At 76.9% G+C, this 15,001-nt stretch carries 16 protein-coding genes and 1 pseudogene; 8 read left to right on the forward strand and 9 right to left on the reverse strand.

What is annotated here, in order from left to right; translation table 11 throughout:
- Positions 1-17: 17 nt before the first annotated feature.
- Positions 18-596, forward strand: a pseudogene (locus KPF47_RS01505) (IclR family transcriptional regulator); the annotation flags it as partial.
- A gap of 101 nt (positions 597-697) precedes the next feature.
- Here the strand turns inward: KPF47_RS01505 and KPF47_RS01510 are convergent.
- Entirely contained in the window at positions 698-1,528 is an 831-nt protein-coding gene (locus tag KPF47_RS01510; protein WP_224386401.1) for an alpha/beta fold hydrolase, read from the reverse strand.
- Between the two features lie 70 nt (positions 1,529-1,598).
- Positions 1,599-2,822 (reverse strand): CdaR family transcriptional regulator, encoded by a 1,224-nt coding sequence (locus KPF47_RS01515; protein ID WP_224386402.1) that lies wholly within the window; start codon positions 2,820-2,822, stop codon positions 1,599-1,601.
- Positions 2,823-2,946: 124 nt separating this feature from the next.
- Here KPF47_RS01515 and KPF47_RS01520 point away from each other — a divergent pair, with 124 nt between their 5' ends.
- Positions 2,947-3,726 (forward strand): SDR family NAD(P)-dependent oxidoreductase, encoded by a 780-nt coding sequence (locus KPF47_RS01520; protein ID WP_224386403.1) that lies wholly within the window; start codon positions 2,947-2,949, stop codon positions 3,724-3,726.
- A gap of 24 nt (positions 3,727-3,750) precedes the next feature.
- Here the strand turns inward: KPF47_RS01520 and KPF47_RS39810 are convergent, their stop codons facing one another.
- Both KPF47_RS39810 and KPF47_RS01525 read right to left on the reverse strand, forming a co-directional pair.
- On the reverse strand, positions 3,751-3,885 hold the full coding sequence (locus KPF47_RS39810) for a hypothetical protein (protein ID WP_308015289.1): 135 nt from the start codon (positions 3,883-3,885) through the stop codon (positions 3,751-3,753).
- Positions 3,886-3,966: 81 nt separating this feature from the next.
- Positions 3,967-4,383: a TetR/AcrR family transcriptional regulator gene (locus tag KPF47_RS01525; protein ID WP_308015291.1), complete on the reverse strand. Its 417-nt coding sequence runs from the start codon at positions 4,381-4,383 to the stop codon at positions 3,967-3,969.
- Between the two features lie 154 nt (positions 4,384-4,537).
- On the opposite strand from KPF47_RS01525, the gene KPF47_RS01530 reads away from it, so the two are divergent.
- A complete protein-coding gene (locus KPF47_RS01530; RefSeq protein ID WP_224386404.1) occupies positions 4,538-5,332 on the forward strand; it encodes an SDR family NAD(P)-dependent oxidoreductase in 795 nt (264 codons plus the stop codon).
- Between the two features lie 28 nt (positions 5,333-5,360).
- Here the strand turns inward: KPF47_RS01530 and KPF47_RS01535 are convergent, their stop codons facing one another.
- On the reverse strand, positions 5,361-6,173 hold the full coding sequence (locus tag KPF47_RS01535; RefSeq protein ID WP_224386405.1) for a YhjD/YihY/BrkB family envelope integrity protein: 813 nt from the start codon (positions 6,171-6,173) through the stop codon (positions 5,361-5,363).
- Between the two features lie 36 nt (positions 6,174-6,209).
- Here KPF47_RS01535 and KPF47_RS01540 point away from each other — a divergent pair, with 36 nt between their 5' ends.
- Positions 6,210-6,908, forward strand: coding sequence for a CDP-alcohol phosphatidyltransferase family protein (locus tag KPF47_RS01540; RefSeq protein WP_224386406.1), 699 nt, complete (start codon positions 6,210-6,212; stop codon positions 6,906-6,908).
- Here KPF47_RS01540 and KPF47_RS01545 read toward each other — a convergent pair.
- Together KPF47_RS01545 and KPF47_RS01550 are read right to left on the reverse strand one after the other, a co-directional pair.
- Entirely contained in the window at positions 6,790-8,373 is a 1,584-nt protein-coding gene (locus KPF47_RS01545) for an NAD(P)/FAD-dependent oxidoreductase (protein ID WP_224386407.1), read from the reverse strand. The genes KPF47_RS01540 and KPF47_RS01545 overlap by 119 nt on opposite strands.
- Complete coding sequence (locus KPF47_RS01550) at positions 8,370-9,596, reverse strand: glycosyltransferase family 2 protein (protein WP_224386408.1); 1,227 nt, start codon at positions 9,594-9,596, stop codon at positions 8,370-8,372. The genes KPF47_RS01545 and KPF47_RS01550 overlap by 4 nt, the downstream gene beginning before the upstream one ends.
- A gap of 38 nt (positions 9,597-9,634) precedes the next feature.
- On the opposite strand from KPF47_RS01550, the gene KPF47_RS01555 reads away from it, so the two are divergent.
- Genes KPF47_RS01555 through KPF47_RS01565 form a run of 3 tightly spaced genes read left to right on the forward strand, consistent with a single transcriptional unit; the run spans position 9,635 to position 12,836 of the window.
- Entirely contained in the window at positions 9,635-10,489 is an 855-nt protein-coding gene (locus tag KPF47_RS01555; protein WP_224386409.1) for a carotenoid biosynthesis protein, read from the forward strand.
- The gene (locus KPF47_RS01560) at positions 10,486-12,033 is read left to right on the forward strand and encodes an FAD-dependent oxidoreductase (RefSeq protein WP_308015292.1); all 1,548 of its coding nucleotides are present in this window, start codon (positions 10,486-10,488) and stop codon (positions 12,031-12,033) included. The genes KPF47_RS01555 and KPF47_RS01560 overlap by 4 nt, the downstream gene beginning before the upstream one ends.
- 8 nt (positions 12,034-12,041) lie before the next feature.
- Entirely contained in the window at positions 12,042-12,836 is a 795-nt protein-coding gene (locus KPF47_RS01565) for an endonuclease/exonuclease/phosphatase family protein (RefSeq protein WP_224386410.1), read from the forward strand.
- A 5-nt stretch (positions 12,837-12,841) separates the two neighbouring features.
- On the opposite strand, the gene KPF47_RS01570 is transcribed toward KPF47_RS01565, so the two are convergent.
- Positions 12,842-13,531 (reverse strand): TVP38/TMEM64 family protein, encoded by a 690-nt coding sequence (locus KPF47_RS01570; protein WP_224386411.1) that lies wholly within the window; start codon positions 13,529-13,531, stop codon positions 12,842-12,844.
- Positions 13,532-13,843: 312 nt separating this feature from the next.
- On the opposite strand from KPF47_RS01570, the gene KPF47_RS01575 reads away from it, so the two are divergent.
- Positions 13,844-14,260, forward strand: a complete 417-nt coding sequence (locus KPF47_RS01575; protein WP_224386412.1) for an STAS domain-containing protein — start codon at positions 13,844-13,846, stop codon at positions 14,258-14,260.
- 89 nt (positions 14,261-14,349) lie between these two features.
- Here the strand turns inward: KPF47_RS01575 and KPF47_RS39815 are convergent, their stop codons facing one another.
- Positions 14,350-14,919: a C40 family peptidase gene (locus KPF47_RS39815; protein ID WP_308015293.1), complete on the reverse strand. Its 570-nt coding sequence runs from the start codon at positions 14,917-14,919 to the stop codon at positions 14,350-14,352.
- Between the last annotated feature and the right edge of the window lie 82 nt (positions 14,920-15,001).

Consider the following 15,001-nt stretch of genomic DNA (forward strand, 5'->3'; position numbering starts at 1 on the left):
GGCGGTCCGAGCTGGGCGTGGCCGAGATCGCCCGGGCGTCGGGTCTGCACGTCGCCACCGCGTCGCGGCTGGTCGGGCAGCTCGTCGAGCAGGGTCTGCTCACCCGGACCGGCTCCGGACGCCTGCGGATCGGGATGCGGCTGTGGGAGCTGGGGCAGCGGGCGTCGCCGACGCTGACCCTGCGGGCCGCGGCGCTGCCCTTCCTCGGGGACCTGCACGCCGTGGTGGGGCACCACGTACAGCTGGGTGTCCTCGACGGCGACGACGTCATCTTCCTGGAGCGGCTCTCCGCACCCGGGGCGGTGGTGAACCTGACCCGGATCGCCGGGCGGCTGCCGCTGCACGTCTCGTCCTCGGGTCTGGTCCTGCTCGCCCATGCGCCGCCCGAGCAGCAGGAGCGGGTGCTCGCGGCGCCGCTGGAGCGCCGGACCCCCGCGACCGTGACCGACCCGGCCCGGCTGCGGGTGCTGCTCGCGCGCGTCCGGCGCGAGGGGTACGTCGTGACCGACGGCCACGTCCACCCGGACGCGACGGGCGTCGCCGTCCCGGTCCGCGGGCGCGAGGGCACCGTGGTGGCGGCGCTGTCGACGGTGCAGCCGCACGACGGCCGGGCCCGCACACTCGTCCCCGCCCTGCGCGCCGCGGCCCACGGCATCGCGCGGGCGCACGGCGGGGGGACCCCGCGCCGTGAGGGCGCTCAGCCCAGGAACTTCTCCACCACCGCGTCGAACGCGGCCGGGTTCTCCAGGAACACGAAGTGCGAGTTCGCCTCGTCGGAGGTGAACACGTGCAGCGTCGCCCCGGGGACACGGTCGGCGATCCAGCGCTGCGACTCCGGGCTCACGTGGCTGCCCTCGCAGCCGATGACCAGCGTCGGGACGTCGATCCGGGGCAGCACGTCGCGCCAGTCCTGCGCGCAGTGGTCGAACAGCAGCGGCACCCCGGCGTGGGCGGGGGTGCGGGTGATCTCGCGGGCGACCAGGGACCGGACGTCGTCGGCGGGGGTGCCGGAGAACATCGAGCGGACGAACGCCTCCCGCACCCGCGGACCGTCCGGGCCCGCGAGGTCGGCCGCCAGTCCGAGCAGCCCGCCGACGTCGAAGATCGCGCCCGAGCCGGTCTGCTCCTCCTCCGACATCCACGGCACCGCGGCGACGGCCGCGGGCTGGTCGACCAGCACCAGCCTGCCGATCCGGCCGGTGCCGTGCGTGTCGATGTGGCTCCACAGCACCGAGGCGCCCATCGACCAGCCGAGCAGGTCGGCGCGGTCGAGGCCGAGGTGGTCGAGCAGCTCGACGAGGTCCTGGGCGAGCCGGGCGATGCGGTAGCCGTGGTGGGGCTTGCCGGACGCGCCGTGCCCGCGCTGGTCGTAGGTGATCACGCGGCGCCGGGCGCCGAGACCGGCGAGCTGGTGGGCGAACATCGTCCGGGTCTGGCCCCAGCCGTGCAGCATCACCAGCGGGACGCCGTCGCCGCCGGAGTCGTGGTAGTCGAGTGCCACGCCGTCGGCGGTGGTGAAGATGGCCATCGGTCCTCCTCGGTCCGCGGAGGATTCTGGGCGGCTGTGGCCCCGGTCACCACCGCCGGTGGACGAGGGATCAGGCCCGTCCGTGCTCCGTCTGTCGAACCGATGCCCGCTTCCGTGCCTCGACGACGTCGAGCACACCGAGCCCCAGGTGCAGTGCCAGCCGGGTGGCGCCGTCGGACATGTCGAGGCCGGTGAGCCGGGTGACCCGGTCGAGCCGGTAGTAGAGCGAGGTCCGGTGGATGTGCAGCCGGGCGGCGGCGGCCGGTCCGTTGCCCGCCTCGTCGAGGTAGGCGCGGACCGTCGCGACCAGCCGCCCGTCCGGGTCGGCGGCGCGGAGCCTGTGCAGCTCGTCGGGCAGCGTCTGGTCGGTCAGCGCGTCCGGTGGGGCCGCCAGCAGCGGGCCGAGCGCCCCGAGCTCCGCCCACCGGGCCACCGGGGGGCGCAGCCCCAGCTCCGCGGCCGCGCAGGCGGCCCGTGCCTGCGTCACCGAGGCCGCAGGCAGCTCCGGCGCGGTCACCGGCCCGCCGATCCCGGCGACACAGCGGAACCGGCCGTGGGCCAGCTCGCCCACCCGGTCGACGACCCGGCGCACCTGCCCGGGCAGGTCACCCGACCCCGTGGTCGCCGGGTCCGCGAGCAGGACCGCGGTGCCCCTCCCGACCGCGCCCGGCCATCCGCCCGGCTCGTCCCGGCGGCGTCCGGACAGGGCCGTGCGCAGCGCGATCGCGGCGTGCTCGTCGTCCGCACCGGCCCCCGGCACCGCCACGACGACGGCGACCGCCCCCGGTCCGGGGACGCGCCCGAGCCCGGCGAGCGCCCTGCTCCGGGCCACCGGGTCGTCGCCGAGCAGGTCGAGCACCCGCCGCTCGTCCGCGCGGGCCGCGTCGGCGGTGCCCGCCAGGTCCTGCAGCGACAGCGCCAGCCGGTCGGCGACCTCGGTGATCCGCCCCAGCTCGCCCGTGGTGAGCGAGCCGTCGGCGTCCATCACCATCACCAGCGCCAGCAGCCGACCCTCCCAGCGCACCGGGACGCACACCCGGGCGTGCATCCCCAGCTCGTCGCTGGCCGGGATGATCCCGGCGCGGGTCCAGGACAGGACCCCCTGGGCGAGCACGTAGCCACGGATGCGGGGACCCGCGCCGTGGTTGAGCACCGCCGCGACCCGGGTCTCGTCGGCGTCCCCGTAGTGCGCGCTGGCGTAGAGCACCTGCACGGCGGGGTCGTCGACGACCACCGACCGGGACAGCTCCTCGGCGAGGTGGTCGATCAGCGCCGTCGCGGTCTCGCCGAGCACCCGACGATCCTACAGACGGAGCACGCCGGTGCCGCCGTGCTCGTCGGTGGTCGGTGTCGGTGTCGGTGTCGGTGTCCGGGCCGCGGGCGCAGGGTGACGGGGACGACGACGCGAGGAGGGGCCGGTGCGGGAGCTGGAGGGTCGGGTGGTCGTGGTGTTCGGCGCGGGGTCCGCCGGACGGGGACCGAGCAACGGTGAGGCCGCGGCGCTGGCCTACGCCGAGGCCGGCGCCCTGGTGGCCGCGGTCGACCGGGACGGCGGCGAGGCGGCCCGGGTGGCGGAGGAGATCGCGGGCGCGGGCGGCACGGCGCTCGCCGTCACCGCCGACGTCACCGACGAGGACGCCGTCGCCCGCGCCGTCGCCCGGGTCGTCGACACCCTCGGCGTGCCGCACGTGCTGCACAACAACGTCGGTGCCGTGGTGCTGGGCGAGGTCACCGGGCTGGACCTCGCGGACTGGAACCGCGGGCTCGCGGTCAACCTGACCAGTGCCTACCTGACCTGCCGGCACACCCTGCCGCACATGCGCGCGGCCGGGCGCGGCGCGATCGTGAACGTGTCGTCGCTGGCCGCGATCCGCGACACCGGCTACGTCTATCCCGTCTACAACGCGGCGAAGGCGGGTCTGGACCAGCTCACGGTGTCGCTGGCCCTGACCTACGCGCGCGACGGGATCCGGGCCAACGCGGTGCTGCCGGGGCTGATCGACACCCCGATGGTGCGCGAGCAGGTCGTCGACGACCACGGTGCGCTGGCCGCACGGCACGAGATGAGCCCGACCGGCCGGATGGGGTCGCCACACGACGTCGCGCAGGCCGCGGTGTTCCTGGCGTCGGACCGCGCGGCCTACGTCAACGGGGTCTGCCTGCCCGTCGACGGGGGGCTGTCCGCCCGGTCGCGGTGAGGACCGGGGCCGGGTGCGGCCGGGTCAGGCGCCGGTACCCGCCCCGACCGGCGCCGGGCGCAGCGTCAGCGGGAGCAGATCGCGCACCTCGGTGCGCAGGGTGTCCAGCGCGTGCGGGTCGTCGCCGACCAGGAACCCCAGCAGGGCCTGCTGGAACACCCCGTCGACCATCCCGTAGGCCGCGTGCGGGCTCAGCGCGACCGCGGTGCCGGTGAGTTCGGCGTAGCGGGTGACGACCCGCTACACCATCTCCTCCAGCGTCCGGTCGATCTGGCCGACGGCCTCACGCAGGGTCGGTTCGAACATGCTCTGCGCCCGCAGGTCGTACCAGAGGCGGTGCATCGGGGCCTCGTCGACGATCGTCTCGCACAGCTTGTCCGCGAACGCCGTGACCAGGCCGTCGGGTGTGGTCGCCTCGGCGACGGCGCCGTCGTAGCGGGTCACGCACACCGCCTTGTACTGCCGCACGCAGTAGACGATCAGCTCCAGCTTGTCGGTGAAGTAGTAGTGGACCACGCCGTGGCTGTACGGGGAGTTCTGGGCGATCTCGCGCAGCGACGCCCGGGCGTAGCCGAGCTCGCCGAGGGTCTGCAGCGCCGAGTCCGCGAGCGCGCGGCGGCGCGCGTCGTGCTTGTCGACCGGGTTCGCCCGTGCCACGCGGCCACCTCCCGTCGCCGGACCGGGGGCCACTGTAACCGACCGTTGCGTCCTCGACGTCGTCGTTCTGGACACCCGCCCGACGATGTCTTGACAACTGGTCAGAGATCGCGGCAGCCTGTGGCCCACATCACCGATCGACAGTGGAGTCGCCGTGACGCAGATCGACCTGACCGGACGCACCGTGCTCGTGACCGGGGGCGCGCAGGGACTGGGCGAGGGGATGGCCCGTGCGCTGGCCGACTCCGGTGGACGGGTCGTCGTCGCGGACCTGCAGGACGAGGCGGGCGGCACGCTCGCGAAGTCCCTCGGCGAGCAGCACGGCTTCGTGCACCTCGACGTCACCGACGACGCGTCGTGGACCGCCGCCGTCGCGGAGACGGTGGAACGCTTCGGCGGCCTCGACGTCGTGGTCAACAACGCGGGCGTCGAGGTCACCCAGCTGCTGGCCGACACCGAGCCCGACGACGTCCGCCGGATGCTCGAGATCAACCTGCTCGGCACGATGCTCGGCATCAAGCACGCCTTCCGGGCGATGCGGCCCGGCGGCCCGGCGGGCCGCGGCGGCGCGGTGATCAACGTGTCCTCGGTCGCCGCGACCATCGCGTTCCCCTCCATCGGCGGCTACTCCGCGACCAAGTCCGGCGTCGACCGGCTCACCCGGGTCGCGGCGATGGAGTCGGGCAAGCTCGGCTACGGGGTGCGGGTCAACTGCGTCTACCCCGGGCTCGTCCCGACCGCGATGGGGCAGAAGCTCGCCGTGGAGACCGCCGGTCTCGGGCTGTTCGAGAGCCCGGAGGCCGCGGTCGGCGCGGTCGTCGAGCTGACCCCGTCGGGCCGGCTGGGCGAGGTCGCCGACATCGCCGATGCGGTCGCGTTCCTGGCCTCGGACGCCGCCCGGTTCGTCAACGGTGCCGGCCTGCCGGTCGACGGCGGCATGGGCATGTGAGACCGGCGGAGGTCCGCGCCGCCCGGGATCACCGGTCCCGGGCGGCGCGGACCTCGTCGAGCACCACGGTGGCGCGGAACCCGCACAGCACCAGGATGTGCAGCAGGTAGAGCCAGAGGACCAGGGCGGACACCGTGCCGACCACCGGGAGCCCGGCGAACGGCGCCGACCACTCGATCGGGATGGCCAGGAACAGCAGGAAGCCCTGCAGGAACCCGGCCAGCACCGACCCGGTGCCGAACGCGCCGAGCACCAGGGCGCGCCGGCCCAGCCGGCCCGGCCCGACCAGGCCGAACACCGCGAGCAGTGCGGTCGACAGCGTCACCCACACCACGTGGAACGCGACGACGACCCCCCACACCAGCGACCAGCCGCCCGCGGCGTAGAGCGGCCCGACGTACGGCGCCGCGGCGAGCACGACGAGCACCAGGAACGGCGCGACCGCCGCGACCCCCAGCAGGCCCGCGCGGCCGCGCCACCCGGTGAGCCGGTCGCGGGTCGCGGACATCTGGACGAACGCGCGGCGCAGTCCCTCGCCGTAGAGGCTGGCCGGGAACAGCACGACCAGTGCCTGCCACCAGGCCATCGACAGCGACACCGCGGCCAGCGTCCGCAGCGCCTCGGGGGTGCCGTGCCAGCCGGGCAGCCCGCCGACCGCCGCCTCCATCGCCGTGGTCACCGTCCCCGGTCCGGCCAGCGCCGCGCCGCCCCACAACGCGACCATCGCCAGCGGGACCAGGCCGATCACCCCGAAGTAGGTCGCGCCGGCCGCCCACAGGGCGATGTCGCTGCCGGGGAAGGTCCTCCCGAGGCGGCGCGCGAGGACGCGCGCCCGGTTCACGGCGCGCCCCCGGTGCCGCCCTGGGACGCTGGTCCGATGACGACCCGGGACGACGACGGCTGGTCGGCCCTGCACGGCGGCATCCGGCCGTCCCCGGTGGTACGCGGCTGGTTGCGGATGGTGCGGGTCCTCTCCTCGGGCCCGGTGGCGCGGGTCCCGCCGGACGTGCTGTCGCTGTCCGGTGTGCTGGTCCTGGCCGGGGCGTGGGCGGTGGCGCTCGCCGGCGCCCCGTGGACGGCGGTGACGGCGGCCCTCGTCGTCGCGGCCGGGGTGCTCGACGGTCTGGACGGCGCCGTCGCGCTGCGCACCGGGCGGGCCCGGCCACTGGGCGCGGTGGTCGACGCGGTCGCCGACCGCATCGGGGACCTGCTGCTCGGTGCGGTGCTGGTCGCACTCGGCGCCTCGACCGGCTGGGTCCTCGCGGCGCTGGCACTGGTGTTCGTGCACGAGTTCCTGCGGGCCAGGGCCCAGTCGGTCGGGATGCCGGGGGTGGGCGCGGTCACCGTCGCCGAGCGACCGACCCGGCTGGTGGTCGTCGTGCTGCCCGCGCTCGGCGCGGCGGTGCTCCCGGCGGGCCCACCGCTCCTGCCGCTGTCGTGGGGGACGGTGTTCGCGCTCACCTGGACGATCCTGGGTGCGGTCGGGCTGGCGCAGCTCGCGGCCGGCGTGGTCCGGACGGTCCCGCCGCGGTTCCCCGGGCCCCCGACGGGTCCGGCCCCGTCGCCGGGCCGATGAGCCCGGCGACGATCTCGGCCGACATCAGCACCAGCGGGATCCCGCCACCCGGGTGGGCGGAGCCGCCCACCAGGTGGAGCCCCGGCAGCGGGCCGCGGTTGGCGGGGCGGCGCAGCGCCGCCCGGGGACCGTGCGACGCGGTGCCGTAGATGGCGCCGCCCGGGGACCCCGTGCGCCGTTCCAGCTCGGCGGGGGTCAGGACCTCGGCGAACCGCACGCGGTCGCGCACGTCGGCGCCGCGGGCGGCGAGAACGTCGAGCACCCGGTCGCGGTAGCGCCCCGCGAGCCCGGGCTCGTCCCAGTCCACTCCCCGCCCCGGGTCGTGCAGTGGGGCGTTGACCAGCACGAACCAGCCCTCCGATGCGTCGTCGGGACGCAGCGCGGGGTCGTCGGGGGCGTGCACGTACACCGTCGGGTCGGGAACCGGGCGCGGCTCGCGACCGAAGATCGCGTCGAACTCGGCGTCCTGGTCGCGCGGGAACCAGACCCGGTGCGCGGGCCCCGGCTCGCGGCCGGACAGCCCGAGCAGCAGCACGAACCCTGCGGTCGAGCGGGGGATGCGGCGCAGCCGTCGCCGGGCCCGGCGCGCTGCGTGGAACCTGGGGTCGCGGGGGAGCAGCCGTTCGTGCAGCACCTGCGCGTCCACCCCGGACACGACCACGTCGGCGCGCACCGCGCGGCCGCCCGCCCGGACCCCGGCGGCCCGGCCACGCTCCACGATCACCTCGTCCACGGCCGTGCCCGGCTCCAGCGCGACCCCGAGTGCGACACAGCGCTCCACGACGGCGTCGACGATCCGGCGCAGCCCGCCCGGTACCCACCAGGCGCCGAACTCCTGCTCGACGAAGGCGGTCACCGCCAGCACCGACGGGGTACGGCGCGGGTCGGAGCCGGAGTAGGTGGCGTAGCGGTTCAGCCAGGTCCGCAGCCGCGGGTCGGCCAGCGCCCGCCTGCCCAGCCCGTCGAGGGAGCGCCACGGCGCGACCGCGCGCAGATCGGCGGGGCGGACGCTCATCCGGGCGAGCGCCGCCGTGGTCAGCGGGCGGCGCAGGACGGGCTCGGCGACGAGGTCCCACAGCCGCCGCGAGTGCGCGTGCAGCGCCGCCCACGACGCTCCGGCGCCGGCTCCGAGGGCGGCGTCCAGCGCGGCCGGGACCGCGGCCGCGGCGTGCGGCAGGTCCAGCCGGGTGCCGTCGGCGAACACGTACCTGCAGGCCGGGTCGACCGGTGTCACGGGCAGGTCCGCGGGGCCGCCGGTCGCGGTGAACAGGTCCTCCAGCAGGCCCGGCATCGTGAGCAGCGACGGCCCGGTGTCGAAGGTGAACCCGTCCCGGCGCACGACACCGAGCTTGCCGCCCGGGGTGTCGGCCTGCTCGAACACGGTGACCTCGTGCCCGGTGGCGGCGAGGCGTGCCGCCGTCGCCAGACCGCCCAGCCCGGCCCCGACGACGACCACCCGGCTCACAGCGCCCGCCCCTTCCAGCTCAGCGTGCCGCGCCACCGGCCCGTCCAGGAGGACGCGAGCAGCCCGAGCAGGGCCAGCACCGACACCGGGTGGGCGAGTGCGTCGACCCGGCCCCCGCGGACCGAGGGGCCGACGACCCACCGCCGGGCGGGCACCCGCCCGGCGACGGCGGCCGCGTACCCCAGCAGGCCGACGCGCGACCCGGTCAGCGCGGCGACCGCGGGCAGCACGTGGACGACCAGCAGACCGGCGCCCACCGCGACCGCGCCGGCGGGCGAGCCGAACGCCGCCCACAGGGACTTGCGGTAGCCCGCACGCAGCTCGGCACCGGTCGCGTACATCCGGCAGGTCGCGACCGCCGACCCGTCGGCGATGCCGGTCCGGCCCCCGGCTGCGCGGACCGCCCTGGCGAGACCGATGTCGTCGAGCACGGCGCCCGAGACCGTCGCCCAGCCGCCCGCACGGGTCAGCGCGTCCGCCTCCACCAGCAGGAACTGCCCGTTCGCGACGGCCATCGACACCCGTCGCGACCGCTCGGCCACGGCCAGCGGCAGCGTCGTCAGCCAGGACCAGGCCAGCAGCGGCTGCACCAGCCGGCCGAGCAGCCCGGAGGCGATCTGCCGCGGCCACGGGCAGAGCAGGTCCAGCGGCCGGTCCCGGTCGCGCAGCAGCGCCACCGACCCCGCGACCGCGTGCGGGGCCAGGACGACGTCGGCGTCGACGAAGACCAGGATCTCGCCGCGGGCGGCGTCGGCCAGCGCGGCGCAGGCGTGCGGCTTGCCGAGCACCCCGGGCGGGGGCGGGGTGCCGGTCAGCACGCGCAGCCGGGGGTCCCCGCTCGCGGCGGTGCGCACGACGTCGGCGGTCCCGTCGGACGAGCCGTCGTCGAGGACCAGGATCTCGACGTCGGCCAGGCCCCGCTGCCCGGTCAGCGCCCGCACCGTCGGCGCGATCCGGTGCGCCTCGTCGCGGGCCGGGACCAGGACCGACACCGCAGCCGTGACCGTCGGCGGTACGGCGGACGGGCGGCGCAGCCCCGCCCGGTTCACCCAGGCCAGCACCGACCCCGCGGCGGCGAGGACGGATCCGGCGGCCACGACCGGACGGACGGCGCGCAGCGACCGGCGGGGGAGCACCCGGACGACCCTACGGAGGGCGCGGTCCGGCCGCGCGGCGATCGTCGCCGGGGCGGACGACGCGCGGGCGTGCCCGGGTGGTGGCACCGTGGGACCCCCCGACCGGACCGTGTGGAGGTTCCTGCGTGGCGTTGGCCGCTGCCCCCCGGGCACTGCGCACGACCCTGCCCGCCTGGGTGCTGGTCGCGGGAGCGGTGACCGTGCAGGTCCTCTACCCGCTCACCCCCGAGCCGCTGCGGACGCCGGTGACGGTGCTCAGCGTGGCCGTGTTCTTCCTGGCCTCGGTCGCCGACGTCGTCCGGGTGCACGGCACCCGCGGCGGGCTGCTGCTGCTCGGCATCGCCGGTGGCGGGGGTCTGGTCGCCGAGTCCGTCGGTCTGGCCACGGGATGGCCCTTCGGCGGCTACGCCTACACCGGGACCCTCGGCGCGGAGGTGGCCGGCGTCCCGCTCGTGGTCCCGATGGCGTGGGCGATGATGGCGTGGCCCGCACTGGTCGTGGGCCGGACACTGGCCCGGCGCGGGCCGGGCGTCGTCGCCGTCGGGGCGTTCGCCCTGGCCGCCTGGGACGTGTTCCTCGACCCGCAGATGGTCGACGCGGGCCACTGGGTCTGGATGCGGCCCGACCCCGGGCTGCCGCTGGTCCCCGGCATCCCGCTGACGAACTACGCGGGCTGGCTGCTCGTCTCGCTGCTGATCGTCGGCATGCTGCACCGGTCGCTGCCCGAGGGTCCCCGGCGGTCCGGTCCCGCGGCGGCGCTCTACCTGTGGGTCTACGCCTCGTCGGTGCTCGCGCACCTGGTCTTCTTCGGCCTGCCCGGCTCGGCGGTGGCGGGCGGGGTGCTGATGGGGCTGGTCGCGGTCCCGTACGCGCTCGTCCTGCATCGCGACCGCGCCGCCCACCGTCCCGCCGCCCACCGTCCCGGCGCCCGGCACCCCGGCCGACCCGGTCCGCACGTCCGTCCCGGAGGGACCCCGTGAGCGATCCGCTGCGCCACCGCGCCGCGCCCTTGCGCATGCGCCGGCGGCGACTCGTGACCCCCGACCCGCTGCTGCCCCGCGAGGTGCCGGCCGGGTCGGAGGCGGTCGTCGTCGGGGGCGGGATCGCCGGGGTGTCCGCGGCGGTGGTGCTCGCCGAACGCGGGGTGCGGGTCACCGTGCTCGAGGCGGCCGACCACCTCGGCGGGCGGCTCGGTGCGTGGCCGCACACCCTGCCCGACGGCAGCGTGCAGCAGGTCGAGCACGGGTTCCATGCCTTCTTCCGGCAGTACTACACCTGGCGGTCGATCCTGCGCCGCGCCGACCCGCAGCTGTCGTTCCTGCGTCCGGTCGAGCACTACCCGGTGATCTCCGCGCGGTGGCCCGACGAGGACCTGTCGGGGCTGCCCGCCGCGCCGCCGTTCAACCTGCTCGCGCTGGCCCTGCGCAGCAGGAGCCTGTCGCGGCGCGAACTCACCTCGGCCGACCCCGACGCCGGGCGCGCCCTGCTCGCCTACGACCGGGCCACCACCACCGCCGAGCTGGACGGCGTCGACGCCGCGTCCTTCCTGGACCGGCTCGGGATGACCGAGCGCACCCGCAGCATGCTGTTCGAGGCGTTCGCCCGGTCGTTCTTCTGCAACCAGGGCGACCTGTCCGCCGCCGAGCTCGTCGCGATGTTCCACTACTACTTCCTCGGCAACCCCGAGGGCATCGGTTTCGACGCCCCGCGCACCGACCACGCGACGGCCGTGTGGCACCCGCTGTGGCGGTACCTGACCTCGCTCGGTGCGCACGTCCGTACCGGTGCCCGGGTCAGCGCGGTGCACCCCGACGGAGCGGGCTGGCGGGTCGAGGGTGCCGGGACGCTCCGCACCCGCCACCTCGTGCTCGCCCTCGACCCGGGCGGGCTGCGCACGGTCGTCACCGGTTCGCCCGGGCTGGAGGCGACGGCCCCGCGGCTGCACGGGCAGTGCGCGGCGCTGCGGGTCGCACCCCCGTTCGCGGTCAGCAGGCTGTGGCTGGACCGCGACGTCGCGCCGGGGCGGGCGGTGTTCAGCGCCGTCAGCGGGCAGCCGACCCTGGACTCGGTCACCGTCTACTCCCGGCTCGAGGAGCCCTCGGCACGGTGGGCCGCCGCGACCGGCGGGTCGGTGCTGGAGCTGCACTCCTACTCCTGCGCCGAGCCCGACGCGGCGTCCGCGGCGGCGGCGCTGCGCGCCGAGCTGGCCGTGCTGTGGCCGGAGACCGCGGACGCGGCCGTCCTCGACCGGCTGGAGGCGACCGCGCCGGCGTTCCCGCCCGGGACGGCGGGCACCCGGCCGGGGGTGCGGACCGACGCCCGCGGGCTGCGGGTCGCCGGTGACTTCGTCGAGATGCCCTATCTCGCCGGGCTGATGGAGCGCTCGTCGATGTCGGGGGTGCTCGCCGCGAACGACGTACTCGCCGAGCTGGGCGCCGCCGCCGAGCCGGTCGACGGGATCCCGCAGCGCGGGCTGCTCGCCGGGGTCCCGGCGGTGCGCGGTCGCCGCGCCGCGGCCGGCTGAGCCCGCCCGTGCGGGTCGCGTCGCTGAACCTCGCCTCCGGCCGCGGCCCGGGTGGGCGGTACCTGGCCGGGGCCGCGCTGGGGGCGGCCGTCGCCGGGGTGGGGGCCGACGTCGTCGCGGTGCAGGAGGTCGACACCGGCCAGTCCCGCTCGCACGGTGACGACCAGCCTGCGGTGCTCGCGGCCGGGCTCGGCGCGGTGGACTGGCGCGCCGCAGCGACGATGGCCGGCGAGCCGCGGCCGGACCCGCTGCCGTCGTGGTCGCCGGTCGGGCCGGTGGTCCTGCGCGGACCGGGCGACCCCGCGCCCGGTCCGCGCTACGGCATCGCGTTGTTCTCCCGGGTCCCGGTGCGCCGCTGGCACGTGCTCGGGCTCGGCGCCGGGCGGGCCCGGCTCCCGGTCCCGGTGCCCGCCGACGGCGGCGGGACCCGGATCGCGTGGTTCCCCGACGAGCCGCGCGCCGCCGTCGCCGCGGAGCTGGGCACGCTGACGGTGGTCGCGGCCCACCTGTCGTTCGCCCCGCCGACGGCGCTGCGTCAGCTCCGCCTGCTGCGCCGGTGGGCCGCAGGGCTGCCCGGGCCGGTGCTCGTCGCCGGGGACCTGAACCTGCCCGGCTCGGTGCCCGCGCTGCTCACGGGCGGACGGCGGCTCGTGGACGGGCCCACGTTCCCGGCGTCGGCCCCGCGGGTCCAGCTCGACCACCTGCTCGCCCTGGGCGGGCTGACCGGGACCGGCCCCGCCGTGCTGCGCCTCGGCGTCGGTGACCACCGGGCGGTCGCCGCGACGGTGACCTCCGCCGGCTGAGCCCCTCAGCCCCCCGGCGGCGGGGCGGCCCGGGACCGGGCCAGGCGGCGCCGCGCCAGCACCACCCCGGTCAGCACGACCACCGCGAGCCCCACGACCGACACCAGGAACGGCAGCGACCCCGGGTCGGTGCCGAACGCACCGACCGCGACCAGCGCCGTCGTGCCCGGGGTGACGCCCAGGACGGTGCCGAGCAGGTAGTGCCGGAACCGGACCGCGGTCAGCCCCCACAGCAGGTTCAGCACCGAGTACGGCAGGACCGGGGCGAGCCGGACGCCGACCACGGCCAGGATCCCGCGCCGGCGCACCAGGTCGTCGACGACGGCCATCCGCTCCGCGCCGCGCCCGGAGCGGTCCAGCAGCCGCAGCACGGTGTCCCGGCCCAGCCTGCGGGCCAGGGCGAACCCGATCGCGGCACCGACGAACTTCCCGGCCAGCGTGGCCGGCAGGCCCTCGCCGAACCCGAACAGCACTCCGCCGAGCACAGCCAGCAGGCTGACCGGCACCGGGGTGAGCGACAGTCCCGCGTAGAGGGCCGCCCACAGCAGGGGACCCGCCCACCCGGCCCCGGCCAGGGTGCCGCGGACCTGCTCCACCGACGGCACCCCGACCGCGACGGCGACGACCACCGCGATCCCCACCAGCGTCACGAGCAGGACGGGACGCCAGACGCGGGCGGGGGCGGGCCCGGTCACCGGTCCCCGGTGGACGGTCGGGACGTGGTGGCCCGGGGGCCCGGCGGCGCGGTCGGCATCGTCGCGAGTATCCCCGCCGGGGCGCCCCGGCGCCGGGGGAGCGCCCGCGCCCTGGACACCCGGTGCCGCCGGCGGCTACGGTGACGGGCCGGGCCACACCAACCGTGTCGGGCCCGCTCGTCGCACCTCCCGGGCGACGTACCCCTCGGGTCCGTCGCCGTCCGACCGTCCGGTACAGCTCCGTGCTCCGACGGCATCACGGGCCGATCGTCCCCGCGTCCGGGGCGGGCCCACTCTCTGTCTGGCGGACCCATGACCGCACCCTCGCCTTCCCGTCGTCTCCTCCCCGTCCCGACCGTCGACACCGTCACCACCGACCCGCAGGTCCGCGTCGGTCGCGGCAGCGCGACGACCGTCGTCGTCGGCGTGTCCGGCGAGCTCGACCTCGCGACCGGTCCCGCGGTCGAGACGCGCGTGCTCGCGGCGGTCGACACCGCGGCCGGTGGCCGGGTCGTGCTCGACCTGAACGAGGTGCGCTTCCTCGGGCTGCGCGGCGTGACCATGCTCCGCGCGGCCGCGGACCGCGCCCGGGCCACGGGCACCTCCCTGGTGGTGGTGCTGGACCCGGCCGCGCCTGCGGCGCGGGCCCTGCGGCTGGCCCCGGGGCACGGTCTCACCGTGGTCGCGGCCGACGCCGCCGTCGCGGTCCCCGTCGCCGACGCCTCCTGACCCGCTCGGCGCGACCCGGTCCGACGCCCACCGCGGGCCGCCCGGCGCGACCCGGTCCGGCGCCTGCACCGCGGGCCCCGGCCGTGCGGTCAGCGGGGCAGCGGCGGTGCGGCCGGGGCGTCGAACCAGGTGTCGTCCGGGATCGACGGGTCCGGGGTCTCGCGCACCGCGGGGTCCGGGACGCCGTCGGCGGCCCGGGACGGCCGGGTCGCGCCCAGGTAGTCGTCGCCGCGCCAGCGATACCACGAGGTCTGCACCGGCAGGCCGAACGTCGGGGCGCTCACCATCCGGTCCTGACTGACGAACAGCCCGACGTGGTGGACCTTGTCCACGGTGCCGTAGAAGACCAGGTCACCGGGGAGCAGCGGGGACCCGCCCGGTACCCGTGGGCCGCGCCGGTACTGGGCGTGCGCGGTCCGCGGCAGCACGACGCCCGCCTTGCCGTAGGCGAAGGCCGTCAGCCCGGAGCAGTCGAAGCCGCGGTCGCCGTTCTCGGGCCCGTTGCCACCCCACACGAACGGCAGCCCGACCTGGCGCAGTGCGACGTCGACCGCGACCGCGGCCCGCTGCTCGGGCGTCGTCGCGACCGCGGCCCCACCGGTCGTGAACAGCAGGACCAGGGCGACCAGGGGCGCCACGAGCGGGGACCGACGGGGCACGGGGGATCCTCCCGGTCGCCCGCGGGTACGGGACGCGGCGGCGCCACCGGGTGGTGACCCGCGTCGAACCTAGGGACGCGCC

This window comes from Pseudonocardia sp. ICBG1293, from assembly GCF_020131355.1.
Lineage (GTDB): Bacteria > Actinomycetota > Actinomycetes > Mycobacteriales > Pseudonocardiaceae > Pseudonocardia.